This is a genomic window from Ferdinandcohnia sp. FSL W7-1320 (assembly GCF_038050315.1).
Classification (GTDB): Bacteria; Bacillota; Bacilli; order Bacillales; family Bacillaceae_L; genus Ferdinandcohnia; species Ferdinandcohnia aciditolerans.
In genome coordinates this window covers 2,181,736-2,197,837 of the sequence record NZ_JBBPAM010000001.1, presented here as the reverse complement: position 1 = coordinate 2,197,837, position 16,102 = coordinate 2,181,736, and the positions used below count along the sequence as shown (strand labels likewise).

Genomic DNA, 16,102 nt, shown 5'->3' with positions numbered 1-16,102 from the left:
TCGACCTACTTAATATCAGTTCTGTTAAAAAATAGAATTCCTAACCCTAATGATAACATTATTGTAATAATACTTACCAATACCATCTCAGGAAATCTCGCAATATCTACTGGACTAGCGAAGTCTGAATAATTTAAGAAGGTTTCTGTAAACCAGAATGTGACATGCTTGAAGTGTTCAGTTTGCAGGAAAACTGGAGGAACAAAAGCAGTCATGATTGTATAAAGAAAACTCCACACGAGTGAGATACCGATGTTTTTCGTTAGGAAGCCAATCATCACATAAATTGACACGTTTGCTAAAATTAATAAATAAAGCGTACCGAACGTTTTTGTCGCATAGCTTAAATAATTGGTAATACCCGCAACTTCACCAAACCCGAACACAACCGAAAAACCTATCACTCCAAGTATTGTCATGATAATTACACCAACAAGTGAAAGTAGGGAAGCCGTTACAAGTTTAGACAAATAATAATGCGTGCGGCTGCGTCCTAGGGATAATGCATTTCGAATCGTTCCATTTTGAAATTCTTCTCCAATAAAGAAACTTATAAAAGCACATATCACAAATAATATGGTAAATCCATTTTTCTCCATCATCAAAATACCTGTTGCTCCGTTAATCACTGTATCTTTAGCTTGGACTAAATCTGATCCGTAATTCACAGATATTTTACTATTCACGACCTGGTAGATTGGAAGCAAAATTAAAATACTAATAACGATCCATAGTTTTTTACTTCGTAATAATTTAATTCTTTCTGCTGTTAATAGATTAAGCATGAGTGTTTCCCCCTGTTAATTGTAAGAAATAATCTTCTAGCTTTTGTCTAGTTGTTCCAATCCTTGAAATATTCACACCAGCTAACACTAATGTACGATTGATTGCAGCGACATCATCCAATTTTTCGAAGATGTTAATTTCAGAACTATTTACAACCACGTAATCCTTTATTCCTAATTCATCTAGTACGACAACTGTTTTTTGAACCTCTGTTGTTTCTAATTCAATGTATTGACGAGTTTCACGTGCTAATTCTTCCTTGGAAAGTTCATTAATGATTTTTCCGTTATGAAGAATACCGTAATGTGTAGCGATCTGCGAAAGCTCATCAAGTATGTGACTTGAAAGTAAAACGGTGATCCCCCGTTCTGTAACTAATCGTTGGATAATTTCACGCATTTCCACTATTCCCGATGGGTCTAAGCCATTTATCGGCTCATCTAAAATTAATAACTCAGGGTTTGTAATCAGTGTGGAGGCAATGGCTAAGCGTTGGCGCATCCCTAACGAGAAGTTTTTCGTTTTTTTCTTTCCTGTATGACTAAGGTTCATTAAGCGTAATAAATCATCAATCTCTCGGTTGCTCACACCACCATTTGCAGCTTGCACTTGTAAATTCTCCCTAGCTGTTAATTCCGGATAAAGGGCTGGTGTTTCAATCGATTGACCCATTTTTCGACGCGCTTGTTGCAATCCCCTCGAACCTGTTTCCCCAAACAGCTCGATGTTTCCTTCATCGATTTTGATTAATCCCATAACCATGCGCATGAAGGTTGACTTTCCAGCACCGTTCTCCCCGATTAAGCCGTAAATCATACCTCGTTTGATTTCAATCGACACTTTATCCAGCGCTTTGTGTTGACCATATATTTTTGAAACATTGGTTGCTTTAAGAATCGTTTCTGACATAGCTATCATCCTTTCGATGTTGTGTTGTTAAGCTTAGAATAAATTGTAGGTATAAATTAATAGACCAGAAAAGTATAAAGAAAGTGTAAAGAATGGTTTTATATCTATTTTCATTAGAGGAATTTGTCATATTTGGTGTTTTTGTTATAACATTTTCCATATATGTCCAAAAGCCTTAGGATATATGGATTTGAAGTAATGGCTTTTTCCACTAATAACCAAAATCGCTAGCATATATGCTGTTATTGTTGTAGCTTTTTCCACTTTTAAACAAAACTCCAGTCATATTTAGTGTTTTATTTTATTAAATGCTCTTTTCTAAAAGATTGTTGCTATTAACTTAATAATGTTTATCAGTGGAAAAAGGTGTGATTTCCGCTTCTGGCACTCGCTTTCCGCTGGCGATCCGCAAGCCTCCTCGCTCATACCTCGCTGCGGGTTCTCGCAAGGATCACTATTCCGGCAGGAGTCTTGTGCCATCCGCTCCAATCATTTCAATTAACACCCAGTGTGTTATGAAATATTGCTTATCCTAAAAAATAAAAGAGGGTGTCAATCCAACATGGATTGACACCCTCTTTATGAACCTAAAATATTCATATCTCATTTGGGTCGCTGTACCTGTCCCTCTGTCCCAACTTCGTTGATGCCGTTTATAATGTCTTCTAGGGTTACGTTTGCTAAGATTTTCTCCATAGCGAATTGAGCTTGTACAAATAAGGGTTCAATGGCATTTTGAATATTTCTGCCGACGGGGCATTCCGGATTAGGATTGTCATGGACGCTAAACAGCTCTCCTTCTCTTACTACATCAACTGCCTTATAGACATCTAGCATTGTAATCTCTGTTGATTTTCTTGCGAGTTTTGCACCTGCAACTCCCGGGTGTACTTCAATTAAGTTTGCTTTTTTAAGCATTCCCATAATTTTTCTAATAACTACTGGATTTGTATTTACACTTGATGCTAAAAATCCTGATGAACATTCCCCCTCTTTCGATAACTTTATGAGGGAAAGTATATGAATTCCAACAGAAAATCTACTACTGATGGACATCGCTGTCACCTTTCTTTCATTCCTAATCGTACGTTTATTATACCTAAAAGTTGAATGTATTGACATTAACTATACATGTAACTATAATCATTACATGTAATCAATATAATTACAAGCTAAACCACATAGGAGGTAACTATAATGAAAATTGGAATTATTGGTGCAAATGGTAAAGCAGGAAGCCTAATTTTAAAAGAAGCAGTTAAAAGAGGACATGAAGTTAAAGCAATCGTTAGGGATGCATCTAAAATACAGAACAATCAAGTATCTGTTTTAGAAAAAAATATTTTTGAATTAATAAAAGCTGATGTTGAGGATCTCGATGTAGTAGTTAATGCTTTTGGTGCGCCACTTGGAGAAGAACAAGCCCACGTAGATGCCGGCCATGCATTAATTGAGGCTGTTAAAGGAACAGATACAAGAATCATAGTTGTTGGTGGTGCAGGAAGTCTTTATGTTGATGAGGCAAAAACCCTTCAACTCATCGACACACCAGAGTTTCCAGACTTTGTAAAACCAACAGCCAATGGTCAAGCACGAAATCTTCAAGAACTTAAAGAAACAGCAGATATCACTTGGACATTTATCAGTCCATCTGCAGTATTTGATTCAGAGGGAAAAAGAACTGGTACTTATCAAACTGGTAAAGACAATTTACTCGTTAACTCAAAAGGCGAAAGCTACATTAGCTACGCTGACTTTGCCATCGCAGTAATTGACGAAATCGAAAACCCCAAACACCTTAACCAAAGATTTACAGTCGTCGGCGAAGCTTAATGGGACACAGGGACAGGTTCCTTGTCCCAGAACAGGACAATGCGGTACCTCCTGTTAATTATCCCCACAGTCATACGGAAGTCTATTTCATCCTATGCCTTTTATTCTATTATTTTAAGAGGCAAACATATGAAAAACAAAGTATTTCCTGCAGAAATCGAAGTCATTTCTACAGAGGACCCTTTTGGTTTCATCTTAAAATCAAATTTGGAATTGAGAGACAGGTTGATTAACCCCTTGGGTTATGAATCTTGTCTCTTTTTTATGCCCCCTTTTCGCGTCCTTATTTTTTACGAAATCATTACATTTTGCAAAATTTCATAAATACAAGTAGACACATCGGAATAATATGGTTAAACTATAAATAACATCCATTACGTCTAGGGTGTTTCATTTGTACAAACTTATAAAAACTTATCAAGAGAGGTGGAGGGGCTGGCCCTGTGAAACCTCAGCAACAGATTCGTTGAATACTGTGCTAAATCCTGCAAGCTAACAAGCTTGAAAGATAAGTGAGGTTACCCTAATCATAAAAAAGCCTCTTCTTATCTTGTTATTGGGTCTTTTGAAAGCCAATTACGAAAGGAGAGAGATGATTATGGCTATATTAAAAGAAACTGTTGAGAAACGTAAAAATGAGATCATTCGGAAACTAATTGCGTGTAACATGTATAAAAAAGATGGAAAACATCTATTTGAATTATCCCTGCCCGAATTAGAACATGAGTACTTTAAAATTCAATCTAAAGGACATCCACATACTGGTTACGGATCAATACGTTGGAAAAACTTTTAAAAGTCTTTCCTTGAAGGAACAAAACTTGTTTCAAATTAGAATAAAATATGCCAAAAAGCTTGGATCACCATATGTGACCCAAGCTTTTTCATTTCCTAATATGCTGTCCAACCCGCATCCCCGGTGATGACTGTTCCGTTGACAAAACTTGCGTCATCTGATGCAAGGAATAGTGCAATACTTGCGATTTCTTCCGGTTTACCTGTACGTGGATTGATAGCCAATCCTGGCATAATACGGCCCATTCCAAAATCACTTCTGCCAGTCATCGAAGCACTGATATTAGTTTCAACACCGCCTGGTGCAATCGCGTTACAACGAATCCCACTTTGAGCATACATGAAACCGGTGTTTTTCGTGAATCCAACTACCGCATGTTTAGAGGCGGTATAAGCAGCACCAGCTCTTGCCCCTTGAAGTCCGCCTGCAGATGCTACGTTGATAATAACCCCAGCCTTTTTCTCTAAAAAGATTGGCAGTACTTTACGGGTTGCGCGCATTACACTCGTTGTATTTACCGCAAAAATTCTTTCCCATTTCTCGTCTTCAATTTCTCCAGCTGGTTCAAAGTTGTCCATAATTCCTGCATTATTTACTAAAATATCTACTGTTCCATACTTCGTTACAGCAGAATTAATTAAGTGTTGAATATCTTCTTCTTTTGCAACATTGGTCATAACAGCGATAGCTTCTCCGCCATTTATCTTGATTTCATCAACAGTTGCATTAGCAGCTTCAATATTAATATCTGAAACGACTACTTTTGCACCTTCATTTGCGTACAGAATTGCAATTGATTTTCCCATACCAGAAGCGGCACCTGTAACAACTGCTACTTTTTTCTCTAGCCTCATGTTCATTCCTCCAATTATGATAGAATGCATTTTAATAAACAGTTGTACGTTAATCAACAACTATCTATAGTATAATAAGAAGAATAATACGCTTACAATCAGCAAAACCATGATTAAGTGTTTACTAATAAACAAATATATATGAATTTGTCTAGTATTTTTGTTTTATCAAACATGGGAGGATGTTTATGTCTAGTAATAATGACTATCTTGACCGCCGAATTGTAAAGTCAAAGCGAGCAATGAAAGATGCATTACTATCCTTAATGAATGAAAAAGACTTAAAGAAGATTTCGATATCAGATATTGTACGGGTTGCGGACCTAAATCGTGGTACATTTTATAAGCATTTTCAATATAAAGAAGATATTCTACATGAGATTATGGATGAAGTCATCACTGACTTGATTGAATCTTATCGGGAACCCTATAAAGGTGTTGAAGTATTGGAAATTAAAAAACTATCTACGTCCGCGGTAAAAATATTTGACCATGTCTTTAAATACGCAAATTTTTATACACATATCGTCAGAACACACACTTTAACAGGCTTTCAAAATAAGTTTTGTACCGTCTTAAAGGATCTCGTCTTAACTGACTTGCATGACGTACTCACCAATCAAAAAATTGATAGGGAGATTCACGCCAATTACCAAGCATATGCAATATTAGGGATGGTCGTAGAATGGATTAATGGCGGGTTTAAATACAGTCCACAATTCATGGCAGAACAACTCCTCGAAATAGTCAAATACAATCGGGCTGATTCTGTTGTGAAACCAGTGAAAAAATAATATGGGACAGTTAACTGTCCCTAGCATTTTTATTTTATCCAATGATCTGGTCTAACTAAAAAATTCGGTATTTTTGTATGTACATTTCCTCTAGCTGAATTGATTTGAGACTGTGTTAGAAAAAGAGCATCATCTAGGTTTGCATGACTTAAGTCTGCATCACGAAGATCAGCACCAATAAAGTCAGCTTTTCTTAAATCAGCATGGCTCAGATTAGCTGCTATTAGTAGAGTTCCTCGGAAGTTAGCACCCTGCAAATCAGCCCCTTTTAGATTGGCACCTACGAAATCAAGACCCTTCAGTTTCTGTTTCTCTTTCCTTTTTCCGGTTAAATCTTTTCGGTATACTTCACTAGTTTCTTGTAAGTATTCATTAACCCTCTTCTATGGGAGACGATGTCTAGCCGTATAATTTCTTTAGGGGCTTTCTTCGTTAATTGTAACGTTTCGTTGTATAGACTTTGCATACTAAGATGAAATGACTGAGTTTCCCTCAAGTTTAATGCTTGATTGAGATACCAAAGCATTTCATGTAGTTGTTGTACAAGTGGAAATACCTCGAACATTTCACTGGCTCGCTCTGAATTGTCTCTCCAATCATTACCTTTATAGATTGTTTGTGAGACATGTTGACCGGCTCCAAAGCACTCATAAGAAACACATCCACGAAACCCTTTTTCCCTTAATCCCTCATGAATTTTACAACGGCTATCTGAACATAAATTGCGACATGGCTCTCCACCATCTTTATTAAAGGGAAAATCTGATGATTTCCCATAAGGTAAGGCTACACAACATAATCCAAAACAATGAGTACAATCAGATTTAAAATAATCATTCATACTAACACTTCCATATTACCTTGATATATCCCAAGTATAAATGAAGATATAATCAATTTATACAATTATTTGGGACAACAACCTCTACTGTCCCGTTGTTAGCTGGTGAGTTGGTCTATCCCTATTCGCTTAACGAATTTATAAAATTGCTCCCGCTTTTTACCCTGCTCTGCATATGTAGAAATGATATTTTCGATAGTACCATAGAGTTCTTCTGGTGTTAGGTTCTCTTTCAATAAAGTACCAACCTCAGCATCCTTTCCTTTTGCTTTCCCACCAACATATAAATGATAGTGATCTCTGATTTTCATGATCCCGATGTCATTAACAAGCGGCTCACCGCAGCCTACCGGACAACCCGTATATGCCACCCTAAGTGTAAATGGTACAGGCTTCCCAGCAATACGGCGATTAACTTCCTTTGCAACTGGCATGCCTTCTTCCTCTTCCCCTTTGCAAAAATTGCACGTTCTTAAACTCTTAACGAAGTTTCCAACTGGATAACAAGTTAATCCTACCCGCTCGAATTCTTCAATGATTTCATCCTTTTGAAATTCAGGAATTTCAATGTATAGCTGCTGGAATGTCGTCAGTTCAAGCTCTTCATCTTCATTCATATATTTAGAAATTGCTACAAGTTGCTTTGCATTCAACTTTGCACCAAATCCAATGCCACCATTAATGGCAATCTTTATTTTTTTCACATCTTCATCCATCCTAAACACACCCCTATATTAATACACCCGGTAGGTATATATCACGTAATATTAATAGACTATTTGTATCAATAGTTTACTATACCCCCCTAATGTATGTAAACTAATTTTGACACCTGAACAAACCAAAAAAGCAGCCCTATAGACTGCTTTACTAAAATCACTTTATAAAAGTAGCGTCACCAACATCCACATACATCGCTTCCCCACTGGTTGCGTCAATCGCACGGACGTGACCAACTGTATTTGGAAAGTCTGCTACATAAGCTAGACTATAAACAGACATCCCGTCTTCATCATACTCACGGATAAACATTCGTTCCATTTTCAAATGCCTTTTATATATTTCTTTAGCATCATCAACTGAAATGATAGGCTTGGTCGGTAGATTACTATATAATTCAAGGGATGGTACGTCCAAGTTGAAATGAGTTATCTTACCTGTATATCTCCCAACCTCGATTACTGTCACATGATTAACAACTCGCAGCCCTTGATGGAATAAATGAACATAGAAGGTGTAAGTTTCCTCAACTTCAATGTATTCCTCATCCCAATCATCAAACTCCTCTTCAAACATTTCAGCTTCATTTAAATCTTCTTCAAGCTCGATTGCTTCTTCCTCATCCGCAAATACATCATCGAACTCATCATTTTCCGTTTCAAAGATCTCAAGTCTAAATCGTTCATGTGCATCAGGATACAGTTTAAACAACAGACCCATTGCACGCTCTTGGGCATTCTCTAAGCCAATATCTTCCCCACTATTATCATGTTCTTCCCCATTTTTAACTTGTAAAAGGAACCCATCCTTCTCACCAAAACATAGCTTTATCACATGATTGGACTCTTCTTCCATATCAAAAGAATACGAATCTAGAGATACTTGCTTGGACCAAACTTCAACCCGTTTCCCATCCAATACTTGCTTATGCAAAAGTGTATAGTCAGTTGTTAGACCGACTAATTCGTATACATCCTTAACTGAGCACTCTCGTTTTTCTATAGTCAAATCCGTTGGATATTCTTCTTTTATACTTGGAAACTCTGACCCGTCAACAGGGATTTCCATGATCTGTTCAATTACACTATACGAAAGGTGGTAATTGTTATCTCCATTCTTATAAACTTCATGATCAAATTTTTGTATATTCAACTCGAAGTCTAGTCCTTCAATGTATTTTTCCAAAGCTTCCTCTTCAGATACAACGAAATCAGAATAACGAATCTCATATTCTTCATCTGTACTGTAAAAACTCATGATTTGACCTGATGTTGAAATAGTTATCGTGAAACCGGTGCTATGTATAAACAAACCATATTTCTCATCTCTCTTTTCATACGTCACCATGTACGGATTATCTAAATCTAGGATTCCCGAAAACTCGTATTCTTGCTGTCCTGGAAAAAAGTTGTCAACAAATTTTTTCGCAATCGCTGTTAATTCTTCCTTTCTAAGTTCTCCCTCTGGGGCATCATCCACTAACGAATAGCTTATTAACTCTCCCTTTTCATTCAAAGAATAGCTCCCGATTATTTCATCTGTAGCTGATTCTAGGATATCAAAAATTCCGTCTTCATCCTCCGATACTTGAACATACACTCCTACAGGCAAAAAAGCCTGCAACTTCTCTATTATTTTGTTCATCATATTCCTCCTCTCGTATAGATGGACGGTCCATTGTCCCAAAAAAGGGAGTTCATGTCTCAACCACGAACTCCCTTACTGTGTAATGTAATTTTATGCTACAACATCATAGCCTTCTTCTTCAATTGCTTCTTTCATAGCATTGACATCTACTTTAGTTTCATCATAAGTAACATCTACTTTACCTGTTTCCAAGTGAACTTCAGCAGCTGATACGCCATTTAAGTTTTTCAATGCGCCCTCGACTGCTGCTTTACAGTGACCGCATGACATACCTTGTACGTCTAATGTTTTCTTTTCCATGATGTTTTCACCTCCTTTAACGTGCAAGAATATCTAGCACTTTGCGCATTCAGCTCAATAATCATTAACCATAATGTGAGCCCCAAGCACTTAGTTTATAATTTCACTCGTTTTAAACGAAGTGAGTTCGAAACTACACTTACTGAGCTTAATGCCATTGCAGCCCCGGCGATCCATGGTGCAAGTAATCCAATCGCTGCAACCGGAATACCTGCTACATTGTATCCGAAAGCCCAGAATAGATTTTGACGAATATTTTTAATCGTTTGATGACTGATTTTAATGGCTTTTGGAATTAGCAATAACTCCCCACCAAGAATGGTTAAGTCAGCGGCTTCGATTGCAACTTCTGTTCCTGTGCCAATAGCAATCCCGATATCTGCTGTGACAAGAGCAGGTGCGTCATTTACGCCATCTCCAACCATGGCAACCTTTTTACCTTTATCTTGTAACTCTTTCACTTTGTCTGCTTTTTCTTCAGGTAACACTTGTGCAATTACCTGGTCGATTCCAACTTGTTTCGCAATCGCTTGCGCAGTTCTTTCGTTATCACCTGTTAACATGATGACTTCAATACCCATCTCTTTTAATTGCTTAATCGCTTCTGGCGCAGTTTCCTTAATTGTGTCAGCCACGGCAATCATACCGCGATATTCTCCATCAATTGCAATCAACATCGCTGTTTTTCCTTGTGTTTCATATTCGACTAATTGCTTTTCAGAACCGGTTGTAATAATAAGATGATCCATCATCAGTTTTCGATTTCCCACAAGAACGTGTTTGCCAGAAATTCTTGCTTCGATACCATGGCCGGGTATAGCTCTAAAATCTTCGACCTCTAAAAATTCGATATCATTTTCTGTTGCATGGGCAACAATTGCCTCTGCAAGTGGATGTTCTGAACCTTTTTCCGCACTAGCTAATAGCTGCAACGCTTCATCGTCACCCGTAAAGTCAGTAACTTCTGGTTTACCTTTTGTGATAGTTCCGGTTTTGTCTAAAACAATCGCTTCAATTTGATGTGTACGTTCTAAGTGTTCTCCACCTTTGAATAAGATTCCGCTCTCAGCTGCTCTACCTGTTCCAACCATAATGGATGTCGGAGTGGCAAGACCTAAAGCACACGGACATGCAATCACGAGTACAGCGATTGATGCGACTAATGCAGGTTCAAACTGACCTGGCTCCACAAAAGCAATCCAAATAACAAAGGTTAAGATTGCAATGCCAATTACAATTGGAACGAAATAACCTGAGATCACATCAGCTAGACGTTGAATTGGCGCCTTTGAGCCTTGCGCTTCTTCTACTACTTTAATAATGGATGCAAGGGCTGTATCTTTCCCAACTTTTGTTGCTTCCATTTCTATAGCGCCGTTTTTATTAATCGTGGATCCAATTAATTTTGAACCTGGATCTTTTTCAATCGGTATCGATTCACCAGTAAGCATTGATTCATCAACAGACGTTCTTCCTTTCACAATGATACCATCTACAGGTATTTTTTCACCAGGTTTTACAAGAACACGATCTCCAACAAGAACGTCTTCAACAGGTATCATGATTTCTTTTCCATCACGAATCACTCGTGCTTCTTTCGCTTGCAGATTCAACAATTCGGAAATCGCATTTGTTGTATGACTCTTTGCTCTTGCTTCTAAAAACTTACCGAATAAAATCAATGTGATTAAAACGGCACTTGTTTCAAAATATAAATGTGGCATATAATGTGCGTTCCCGATGGTTTTCAGTGCTTCATATAAACTGTAAAAATACGCGGCACTTGTACCTAAGGCGACTAGCACATCCATATTAGCCCCACCATTTCGAAGGTTCTTATAGGCACCTTCATAAAATTGCCAGCCGATAATAAATTGAACTGGCGTTGCTAATGCAAATTGAAACCATGGATTCATAAAAATAGCCGGTATGGTCATTCCAAATAAATGAACAAGCATCGTAATTAACAACGGTGCTGACAGCAGTGCCGAAATAATTAATTTTATTTTTTTGGATTGAAGCTCTCTTTCTTTGTAGGTTTGCTTTTCCTCAGCTTCCACCTTTAGTTTCGCGTCATACCCTAGCTTCTGTATCCTCTCAATCAAGTCTTTGACATCGACCATTCCTGGGTTATATTCAATGGCGGCACTTTCAGTCGTTAAGTTGACCGTTGCCACCTTAACACCCTTTTGTTTATTCAATACCTTTTCAATCCGATTTGAACAGGCCGCACATGTCATCCCAAAAACATCGAGTTCTGTTTTTTCCATTATTACGCCATATCCGATATTTTCAATTTTCTTTGTAATTTCCTCAATCGATATCTTTTCCGGGTCATAATTAACGGTTGCTTTTTCCGTTGTTAAATTAACCTGCGCTTCCACCCCGTCCATTTTATTTAACTGTTTTTCAATACGGTTGGAACACGCAGCACACGTCATTCCCGTTACACCAAGTGTTGTATGCTGCATTGCACGCTGTGCCTCACTCATCGTCTATACCCCCTATTTCGAGAACTGTTTTAAAACAGTCATTAACTCGTCAATCGCTTCTTGCCCTTCCCCATTCTTAATAGAATCACTGACACAATGTTTCATATGTCGTTCCGTGATCGTATACCCAGTTTGCTTTAATGCAGATTGGATGGCACTTATTTGTACTAAAATATCTACACAATAACGATCTTCTTCAACCATTTTCTGTATGCCACGAACTTGACCTTCAATACGTTTTAAACGGTTAACAATAGCTTGCTTTTCATCTTTTGATCTTGGTTGACTCGGGTGCTCATGTAAAAATTTATCCAAATCAATCACTTCCTTTACTTTATAATCTTACTATACCCCCCTATAGTATTCAAGTCAACGAAAAAGAGTGATTAAGATTAACTTTTTTACGCGAATAGCTATAGTAGGTATAAATTTTTTCGAAAAAAAAAAGGGTAATTAAGCCCATTATCAATATATCTTGAATTTATCAATATCATTTTATCTTCATAATTAAAGTGTACGATACCCCCCTATTGTATGCAAATGAAAATTTTGTGACTTATAAAAGAAGATACCCTTCTATATGGTTCGGTACATTCAACCCTTGAATTTTTCGAGATATTTCATATTATTAATTAGTAACATAGATAAGTTAGAAAAAGGGAGAAACAATGAAGAAACTAATAAAGACATTAATCGTATTCTTAAGTACTACAATCCTATCCGCTTGTTCGGATACCGTTGATGTACAAGGAATTCAAGAACTAGCAGACAAAGTTGAGCAAGCTAGCGAAATTGTCGGTTCAAACGAATTAGAAGAGTTCAGCGATGCGGTAGGTAATGCTGCAGAATTTGCTGGAGAAATTGAAAATTTAACTGAAGTCCTTACGAAACTGCCAGATGGAGTTAATGAAGATAAAGTTGTAACGGCTCATATAGAAACTTGTTATGACGGTGACACTTGTAAAGCGATTGTAAATGGTAAAAAGGAGTCCCTTCGTTTTTTACTAGTAGATTCAAGTGAAATTAAAGGTGGCCCTATGCCATTTGCAGAGGAAGCACGTGATTATTTAAATAATTTAGTGGAAGGAAAAGAAATTGTTCTTGAGTTAGGTAAAGGTAATAGTCGTGATAAATACGATCGCCTACTTGTCTACGGCTTCTTACTAACGGGTGAAAACATTCAAGAAACAATGTTAAAAGAAGGACTTCTAATCGTAAGATATATCTATGAAGACAAAAAGTATCTAGATGATTATATTGCAGCCATGGAGCAAGCGAAAAAAGCGAAAATCGGCGTATGGTCGATTCCTGGATATGCAGGGTATGATCGGCCTTATAATATAGAGGCTGTTTCACATTAATTAAAGATAATACAGCAAAAAGTCTATCCTAATACAAGCTTTATTTCGTATATTCTTTATCAATGATGATAAATCTACCATTAGAGGTGATTTAATGAACATACTTTGGGGGATATTCGGAATCTTGGTTGTACTTGGGATAGGCTTATTAATATCGGGTAACAGGCGTAGTATTAATCCCAGAACAATCCTGATTGGATTACTTATCCAATTGAGTTTTGCTTTTATTGTTTTAAAATGGGAGACAGGAAGAGCGGCACTTAAATGGGTTTCAATGAGGGTTCAGGATATTGTTAACTACGCTAATGAAGGAATTTCTTTTCTATTTGGGTCGCTTTCGAATACTGAGGAATTTGGTGTTATTTTTGCAATACACGTGTTAACGATTATTATCTTCTTTTCTTCATTAATCTCAATCCTCTATTATCTTGGGATTATGCAATGGTTCATCAAGATCATCGGAGGAGCATTATCTAAGTTACTCGGAACCTCCATGACTGAATCCATGTCTGCAGCTGCAAATATCTTTGTTGGCCAGACAGAAGCACCTTTGGTCATTCGTCCTTACTTAGCTAAAATGACCAACTCGGAACTATTTGCAGTAATGACAGGTGGACTAGCTTCGGTTGCGGGTTCTGTCCTAGTAGGGTATGCGCTCCTAGGTGTTCCCTTAGAATACCTTCTGGCTGCAAGTTTCATGGCTGCACCAGCTGGACTTATTTTAGCAAAGATTATTATGCCTGAGACCGAGCATTCAAACATTAAAGATTATGAAATGCAAAAAGATACTGATTCGACTAACGTAATTGATGCTGCAGCCCGGGGTGCAAGTGATGGTTTACAACTTGCTTTAAATGTTGGTGCCATGTTACTCGCCTTTATTGCACTTATTGCGTTAATAAACGGAATATTAAGTGGACTAGGTGGTATATTTGGTTATAACGCTTTGAGTCTTGAAAGCATCTTAGGAATCATCTTTTCACCAATTGCATTTGCCGTGGGTGTACCATGGTCAGAAGCAATCACGGCTGGAAGCTTTATAGGTCAGAAGCTTGTCCTAAATGAATTCGTGGCATATTCTTATTTTGCCCCTCAAATTCCTGAACTAACTGAAAAAACAGTCATCGTTGTCAGTTTTGCATTATGTGGTTTTGCAAACTTAAGTTCGATGGCCATTCTGCTTGGTGGTTTAGGTGGACTAGCACCATCACGACGCGCAGATATCGCAAAATTGGGATTACGATCAGTTGCTGCAGGGATGCTTGCTTCTTTATTAAGTGCTGCTATTGCAGGGATGTTTATTTAAAATATCAGAAAAAGGATAAGGTGTTGCCTTATCCTTTTTCGTATCTAATATGCTTCAAGACTAACTTCATTATCTATGATTAATTCAGCCTCAGTATTTTCTACTATATCTTTTACACTATACCCCTTTGCTACCTCAACTAATTTTAAGCCATTCTCTGTAACATCAATAACGGCTCGATCTGTTATAATGCGATCCACAACGTTTTGACCTGTAAGTGGTAGACTACATTTCTTCAATAGTTTAGGCTGACCTTGTTTATTCACATGCTCCATAATGACAATCGTCTTTTTGGCACCGTGAACTAAGTCCATGGCTCCACCCATGCCTTTAATCATCTTGCCAGGAATCATCCAGTTGGCTAAATCGCCATTCTCAGCCACTTCCATACCACCTAGGATTGCAATATCTATATGTCCCCCGCGAATCATAGCAAAAGACTCGGCACTGCTAAAAAAGCTAGCTCCCTTCATCGCCGTGACTGTTTCTTTTCCTGCGTTGATAAGGTCAGGGTCTACCTCTTCCTTCGAAGGGTAAGGCCCAATTCCTAATAATCCGTTTTCCGATTGTAAAACCACATGTTTATTGTCCGCAATATAATTTGCCACCATTGTTGGCATGCCAATCCCCAGATTCACATAATTACCATCCTTAATTTCCTGCTCCGCCCTTTTTGCAATCTTCACTCTCACGTTATTCGACATTGTTTTCCCTCCCCTAATCTCTTATTGTTAATCTCTCAATTCGTTTTTCATGCTTACCTATAACAAGTCCCTGAACATAAATGCTGGGTGTGTGAATTTCGTTAGGTTCGAGTTCGCCAACTTCTACAATCTCCTCTACCTCTGCAATCGTATATTTCCCAGCTGCTGCCATGATTGGATTAAAGTTTTGAGCTGTTTGTCGATAAACTAAATTCCCTAATTTATCTGCTTTCCATGCTTTCACTAGACTATAATCGGCTGTTAAACCTTCTTCTAGTAAATATTCTTTTCCATTAAACTCTCTTGTTTCACGTCCCTCCGCGATTTGAGTTCCCACTCCTGCCGGGGTATAAAATGCTGGGATACCTGCTCCACCAGCTCTGATTTTCTCTGCTAATGACCCTTGTGGAACTAGTTGAACCTCCAATTCGCCACTTAGCACTTGTCTTTCGAACTCCTTGTTTTCTCCCACATAAGAGGAAATCATCTTTTTGATTTGTTTATTTTGCAAAAGGATCCCGAGTCCCCAATCATCTACACCACAGTTATTTGAGATCACTGTTAAATCCTTTACATTCGCCTGCCCTAGGCCAAGAATTAAATTTTCTGGAATTCCAACAAGGCCAAACCCACCTACCATTAAGGTCATTCCACTTTTAATAGCGCTTACAGCCTCTTCAAAACTTATAAATATTGTTTTCATATTTTTCCTCCCGAACTAAGGATATTTGAACTCCCCCAATAATTTTTCTTAATTTT

At 37.7% G+C, this 16,102-nt stretch carries 16 protein-coding genes, 1 pseudogene and 1 riboswitch; of the genes and pseudogenes, 5 read left to right on the top strand and 12 right to left on the bottom strand.

The genetic code is table 11. The features are described from left to right. Positions 1-5: 5 nt before the first annotated feature. The 3 genes from NST91_RS11115 to NST91_RS11105 all read right to left on the bottom strand — a co-directional run bounded on the left by NST91_RS11115 (position 6) and on the right by NST91_RS11105 (position 2,751). A complete protein-coding gene (locus tag NST91_RS11115; RefSeq protein ID WP_341331173.1) occupies positions 6-785 on the bottom strand; it encodes a DUF2705 family protein in 780 nt (259 codons plus the stop codon). Next, positions 778-1,695, bottom strand: a complete 918-nt coding sequence (locus tag NST91_RS11110) for an ABC transporter ATP-binding protein (protein WP_341331172.1) — start codon at positions 1,693-1,695, stop codon at positions 778-780. The genes NST91_RS11115 and NST91_RS11110 overlap by 8 nt, the downstream gene beginning before the upstream one ends. A 603-nt stretch (positions 1,696-2,298) precedes the next feature. Beyond that, on the bottom strand, positions 2,299-2,751 hold the full coding sequence (locus NST91_RS11105) for an Rrf2 family transcriptional regulator (RefSeq protein WP_341331171.1): 453 nt from the start codon (positions 2,749-2,751) through the stop codon (positions 2,299-2,301). 141 nt (positions 2,752-2,892) lie between these two features. On the opposite strand from NST91_RS11105, the gene NST91_RS11100 reads away from it, so the two are divergent. Beyond that, positions 2,893-3,528, top strand: coding sequence for an NAD(P)-dependent oxidoreductase (locus NST91_RS11100; RefSeq protein ID WP_341331170.1), 636 nt, complete (start codon positions 2,893-2,895; stop codon positions 3,526-3,528). Positions 3,529-3,939: 411 nt separating this feature from the next. Continuing rightward, positions 3,940-4,043: riboswitch (SAM riboswitch) on the top strand. 83 nt (positions 4,044-4,126) lie between these two features. Further along, positions 4,127-4,324: a Fur-regulated basic protein FbpA gene (locus NST91_RS11095; RefSeq protein ID WP_341331169.1), complete on the top strand. Its 198-nt coding sequence runs from the start codon at positions 4,127-4,129 to the stop codon at positions 4,322-4,324. 95 nt (positions 4,325-4,419) lie between these two features. Here the strand turns inward: NST91_RS11095 and NST91_RS11090 are convergent, their stop codons facing one another. Beyond that, positions 4,420-5,178 (bottom strand): SDR family oxidoreductase, encoded by a 759-nt coding sequence (locus NST91_RS11090; RefSeq protein ID WP_341331168.1) that lies wholly within the window; start codon positions 5,176-5,178, stop codon positions 4,420-4,422. 188 nt (positions 5,179-5,366) lie between these two features. On the opposite strand from NST91_RS11090, the gene NST91_RS11085 reads away from it, so the two are divergent. After that, the gene (locus NST91_RS11085) at positions 5,367-5,972 is read left to right on the top strand and encodes a TetR/AcrR family transcriptional regulator (RefSeq protein WP_341331167.1); all 606 of its coding nucleotides are present in this window, start codon (positions 5,367-5,369) and stop codon (positions 5,970-5,972) included. A 29-nt stretch (positions 5,973-6,001) separates the two neighbouring features. Here NST91_RS11085 and NST91_RS11080 read toward each other — a convergent pair. From NST91_RS11080 to NST91_RS11055, 6 genes and pseudogenes are all read right to left on the bottom strand, one after another. Then, a pseudogene (locus NST91_RS11080) lies at positions 6,002-6,813 on the bottom strand (pentapeptide repeat-containing protein). Between the two features lie 98 nt (positions 6,814-6,911). Continuing rightward, complete coding sequence (locus NST91_RS11075) at positions 6,912-7,529, bottom strand: nitrite reductase (RefSeq protein WP_341331166.1); 618 nt, start codon at positions 7,527-7,529, stop codon at positions 6,912-6,914. 160 nt (positions 7,530-7,689) lie between these two features. Continuing rightward, a complete protein-coding gene (locus tag NST91_RS11070) occupies positions 7,690-9,177 on the bottom strand; it encodes a YcdB/YcdC domain-containing protein (RefSeq protein WP_341331165.1) in 1,488 nt (495 codons plus the stop codon). A gap of 93 nt (positions 9,178-9,270) precedes the next feature. After that, positions 9,271-9,480: a copper chaperone CopZ gene (copZ, locus tag NST91_RS11065; RefSeq protein WP_341331164.1), complete on the bottom strand. Its 210-nt coding sequence runs from the start codon at positions 9,478-9,480 to the stop codon at positions 9,271-9,273. 95 nt (positions 9,481-9,575) lie between these two features. Further along, positions 9,576-11,972, bottom strand: coding sequence for a heavy metal translocating P-type ATPase (locus tag NST91_RS11060; RefSeq protein WP_341331163.1), 2,397 nt, complete (start codon positions 11,970-11,972; stop codon positions 9,576-9,578). A gap of 12 nt (positions 11,973-11,984) precedes the next feature. Further along, entirely contained in the window at positions 11,985-12,287 is a 303-nt protein-coding gene (locus NST91_RS11055) for a metal-sensing transcriptional repressor (RefSeq protein WP_341331162.1), read from the bottom strand. Between the two features lie 353 nt (positions 12,288-12,640). Here NST91_RS11055 and NST91_RS11050 point away from each other — a divergent pair, with 353 nt between their 5' ends. Both NST91_RS11050 and NST91_RS11045 read left to right on the top strand, forming a co-directional pair. Next, on the top strand, positions 12,641-13,333 hold the full coding sequence (locus NST91_RS11050; RefSeq protein ID WP_341331161.1) for a thermonuclease family protein: 693 nt from the start codon (positions 12,641-12,643) through the stop codon (positions 13,331-13,333). Between the two features lie 94 nt (positions 13,334-13,427). After that, complete coding sequence (locus NST91_RS11045; RefSeq protein WP_341331160.1) at positions 13,428-14,639, top strand: NupC/NupG family nucleoside CNT transporter; 1,212 nt, start codon at positions 13,428-13,430, stop codon at positions 14,637-14,639. 44 nt (positions 14,640-14,683) lie between these two features. On the opposite strand, the gene NST91_RS11040 is transcribed toward NST91_RS11045, so the two are convergent. Next, positions 14,684-15,343: a CoA transferase subunit B gene (locus NST91_RS11040; RefSeq protein WP_341331159.1), complete on the bottom strand. Its 660-nt coding sequence runs from the start codon at positions 15,341-15,343 to the stop codon at positions 14,684-14,686. Positions 15,344-15,356: 13 nt separating this feature from the next. Next, the gene (locus tag NST91_RS11035; protein WP_341331158.1) at positions 15,357-16,046 is read right to left on the bottom strand and encodes a CoA transferase subunit A; all 690 of its coding nucleotides are present in this window, start codon (positions 16,044-16,046) and stop codon (positions 15,357-15,359) included. Between the last annotated feature and the right edge of the window lie 56 nt (positions 16,047-16,102).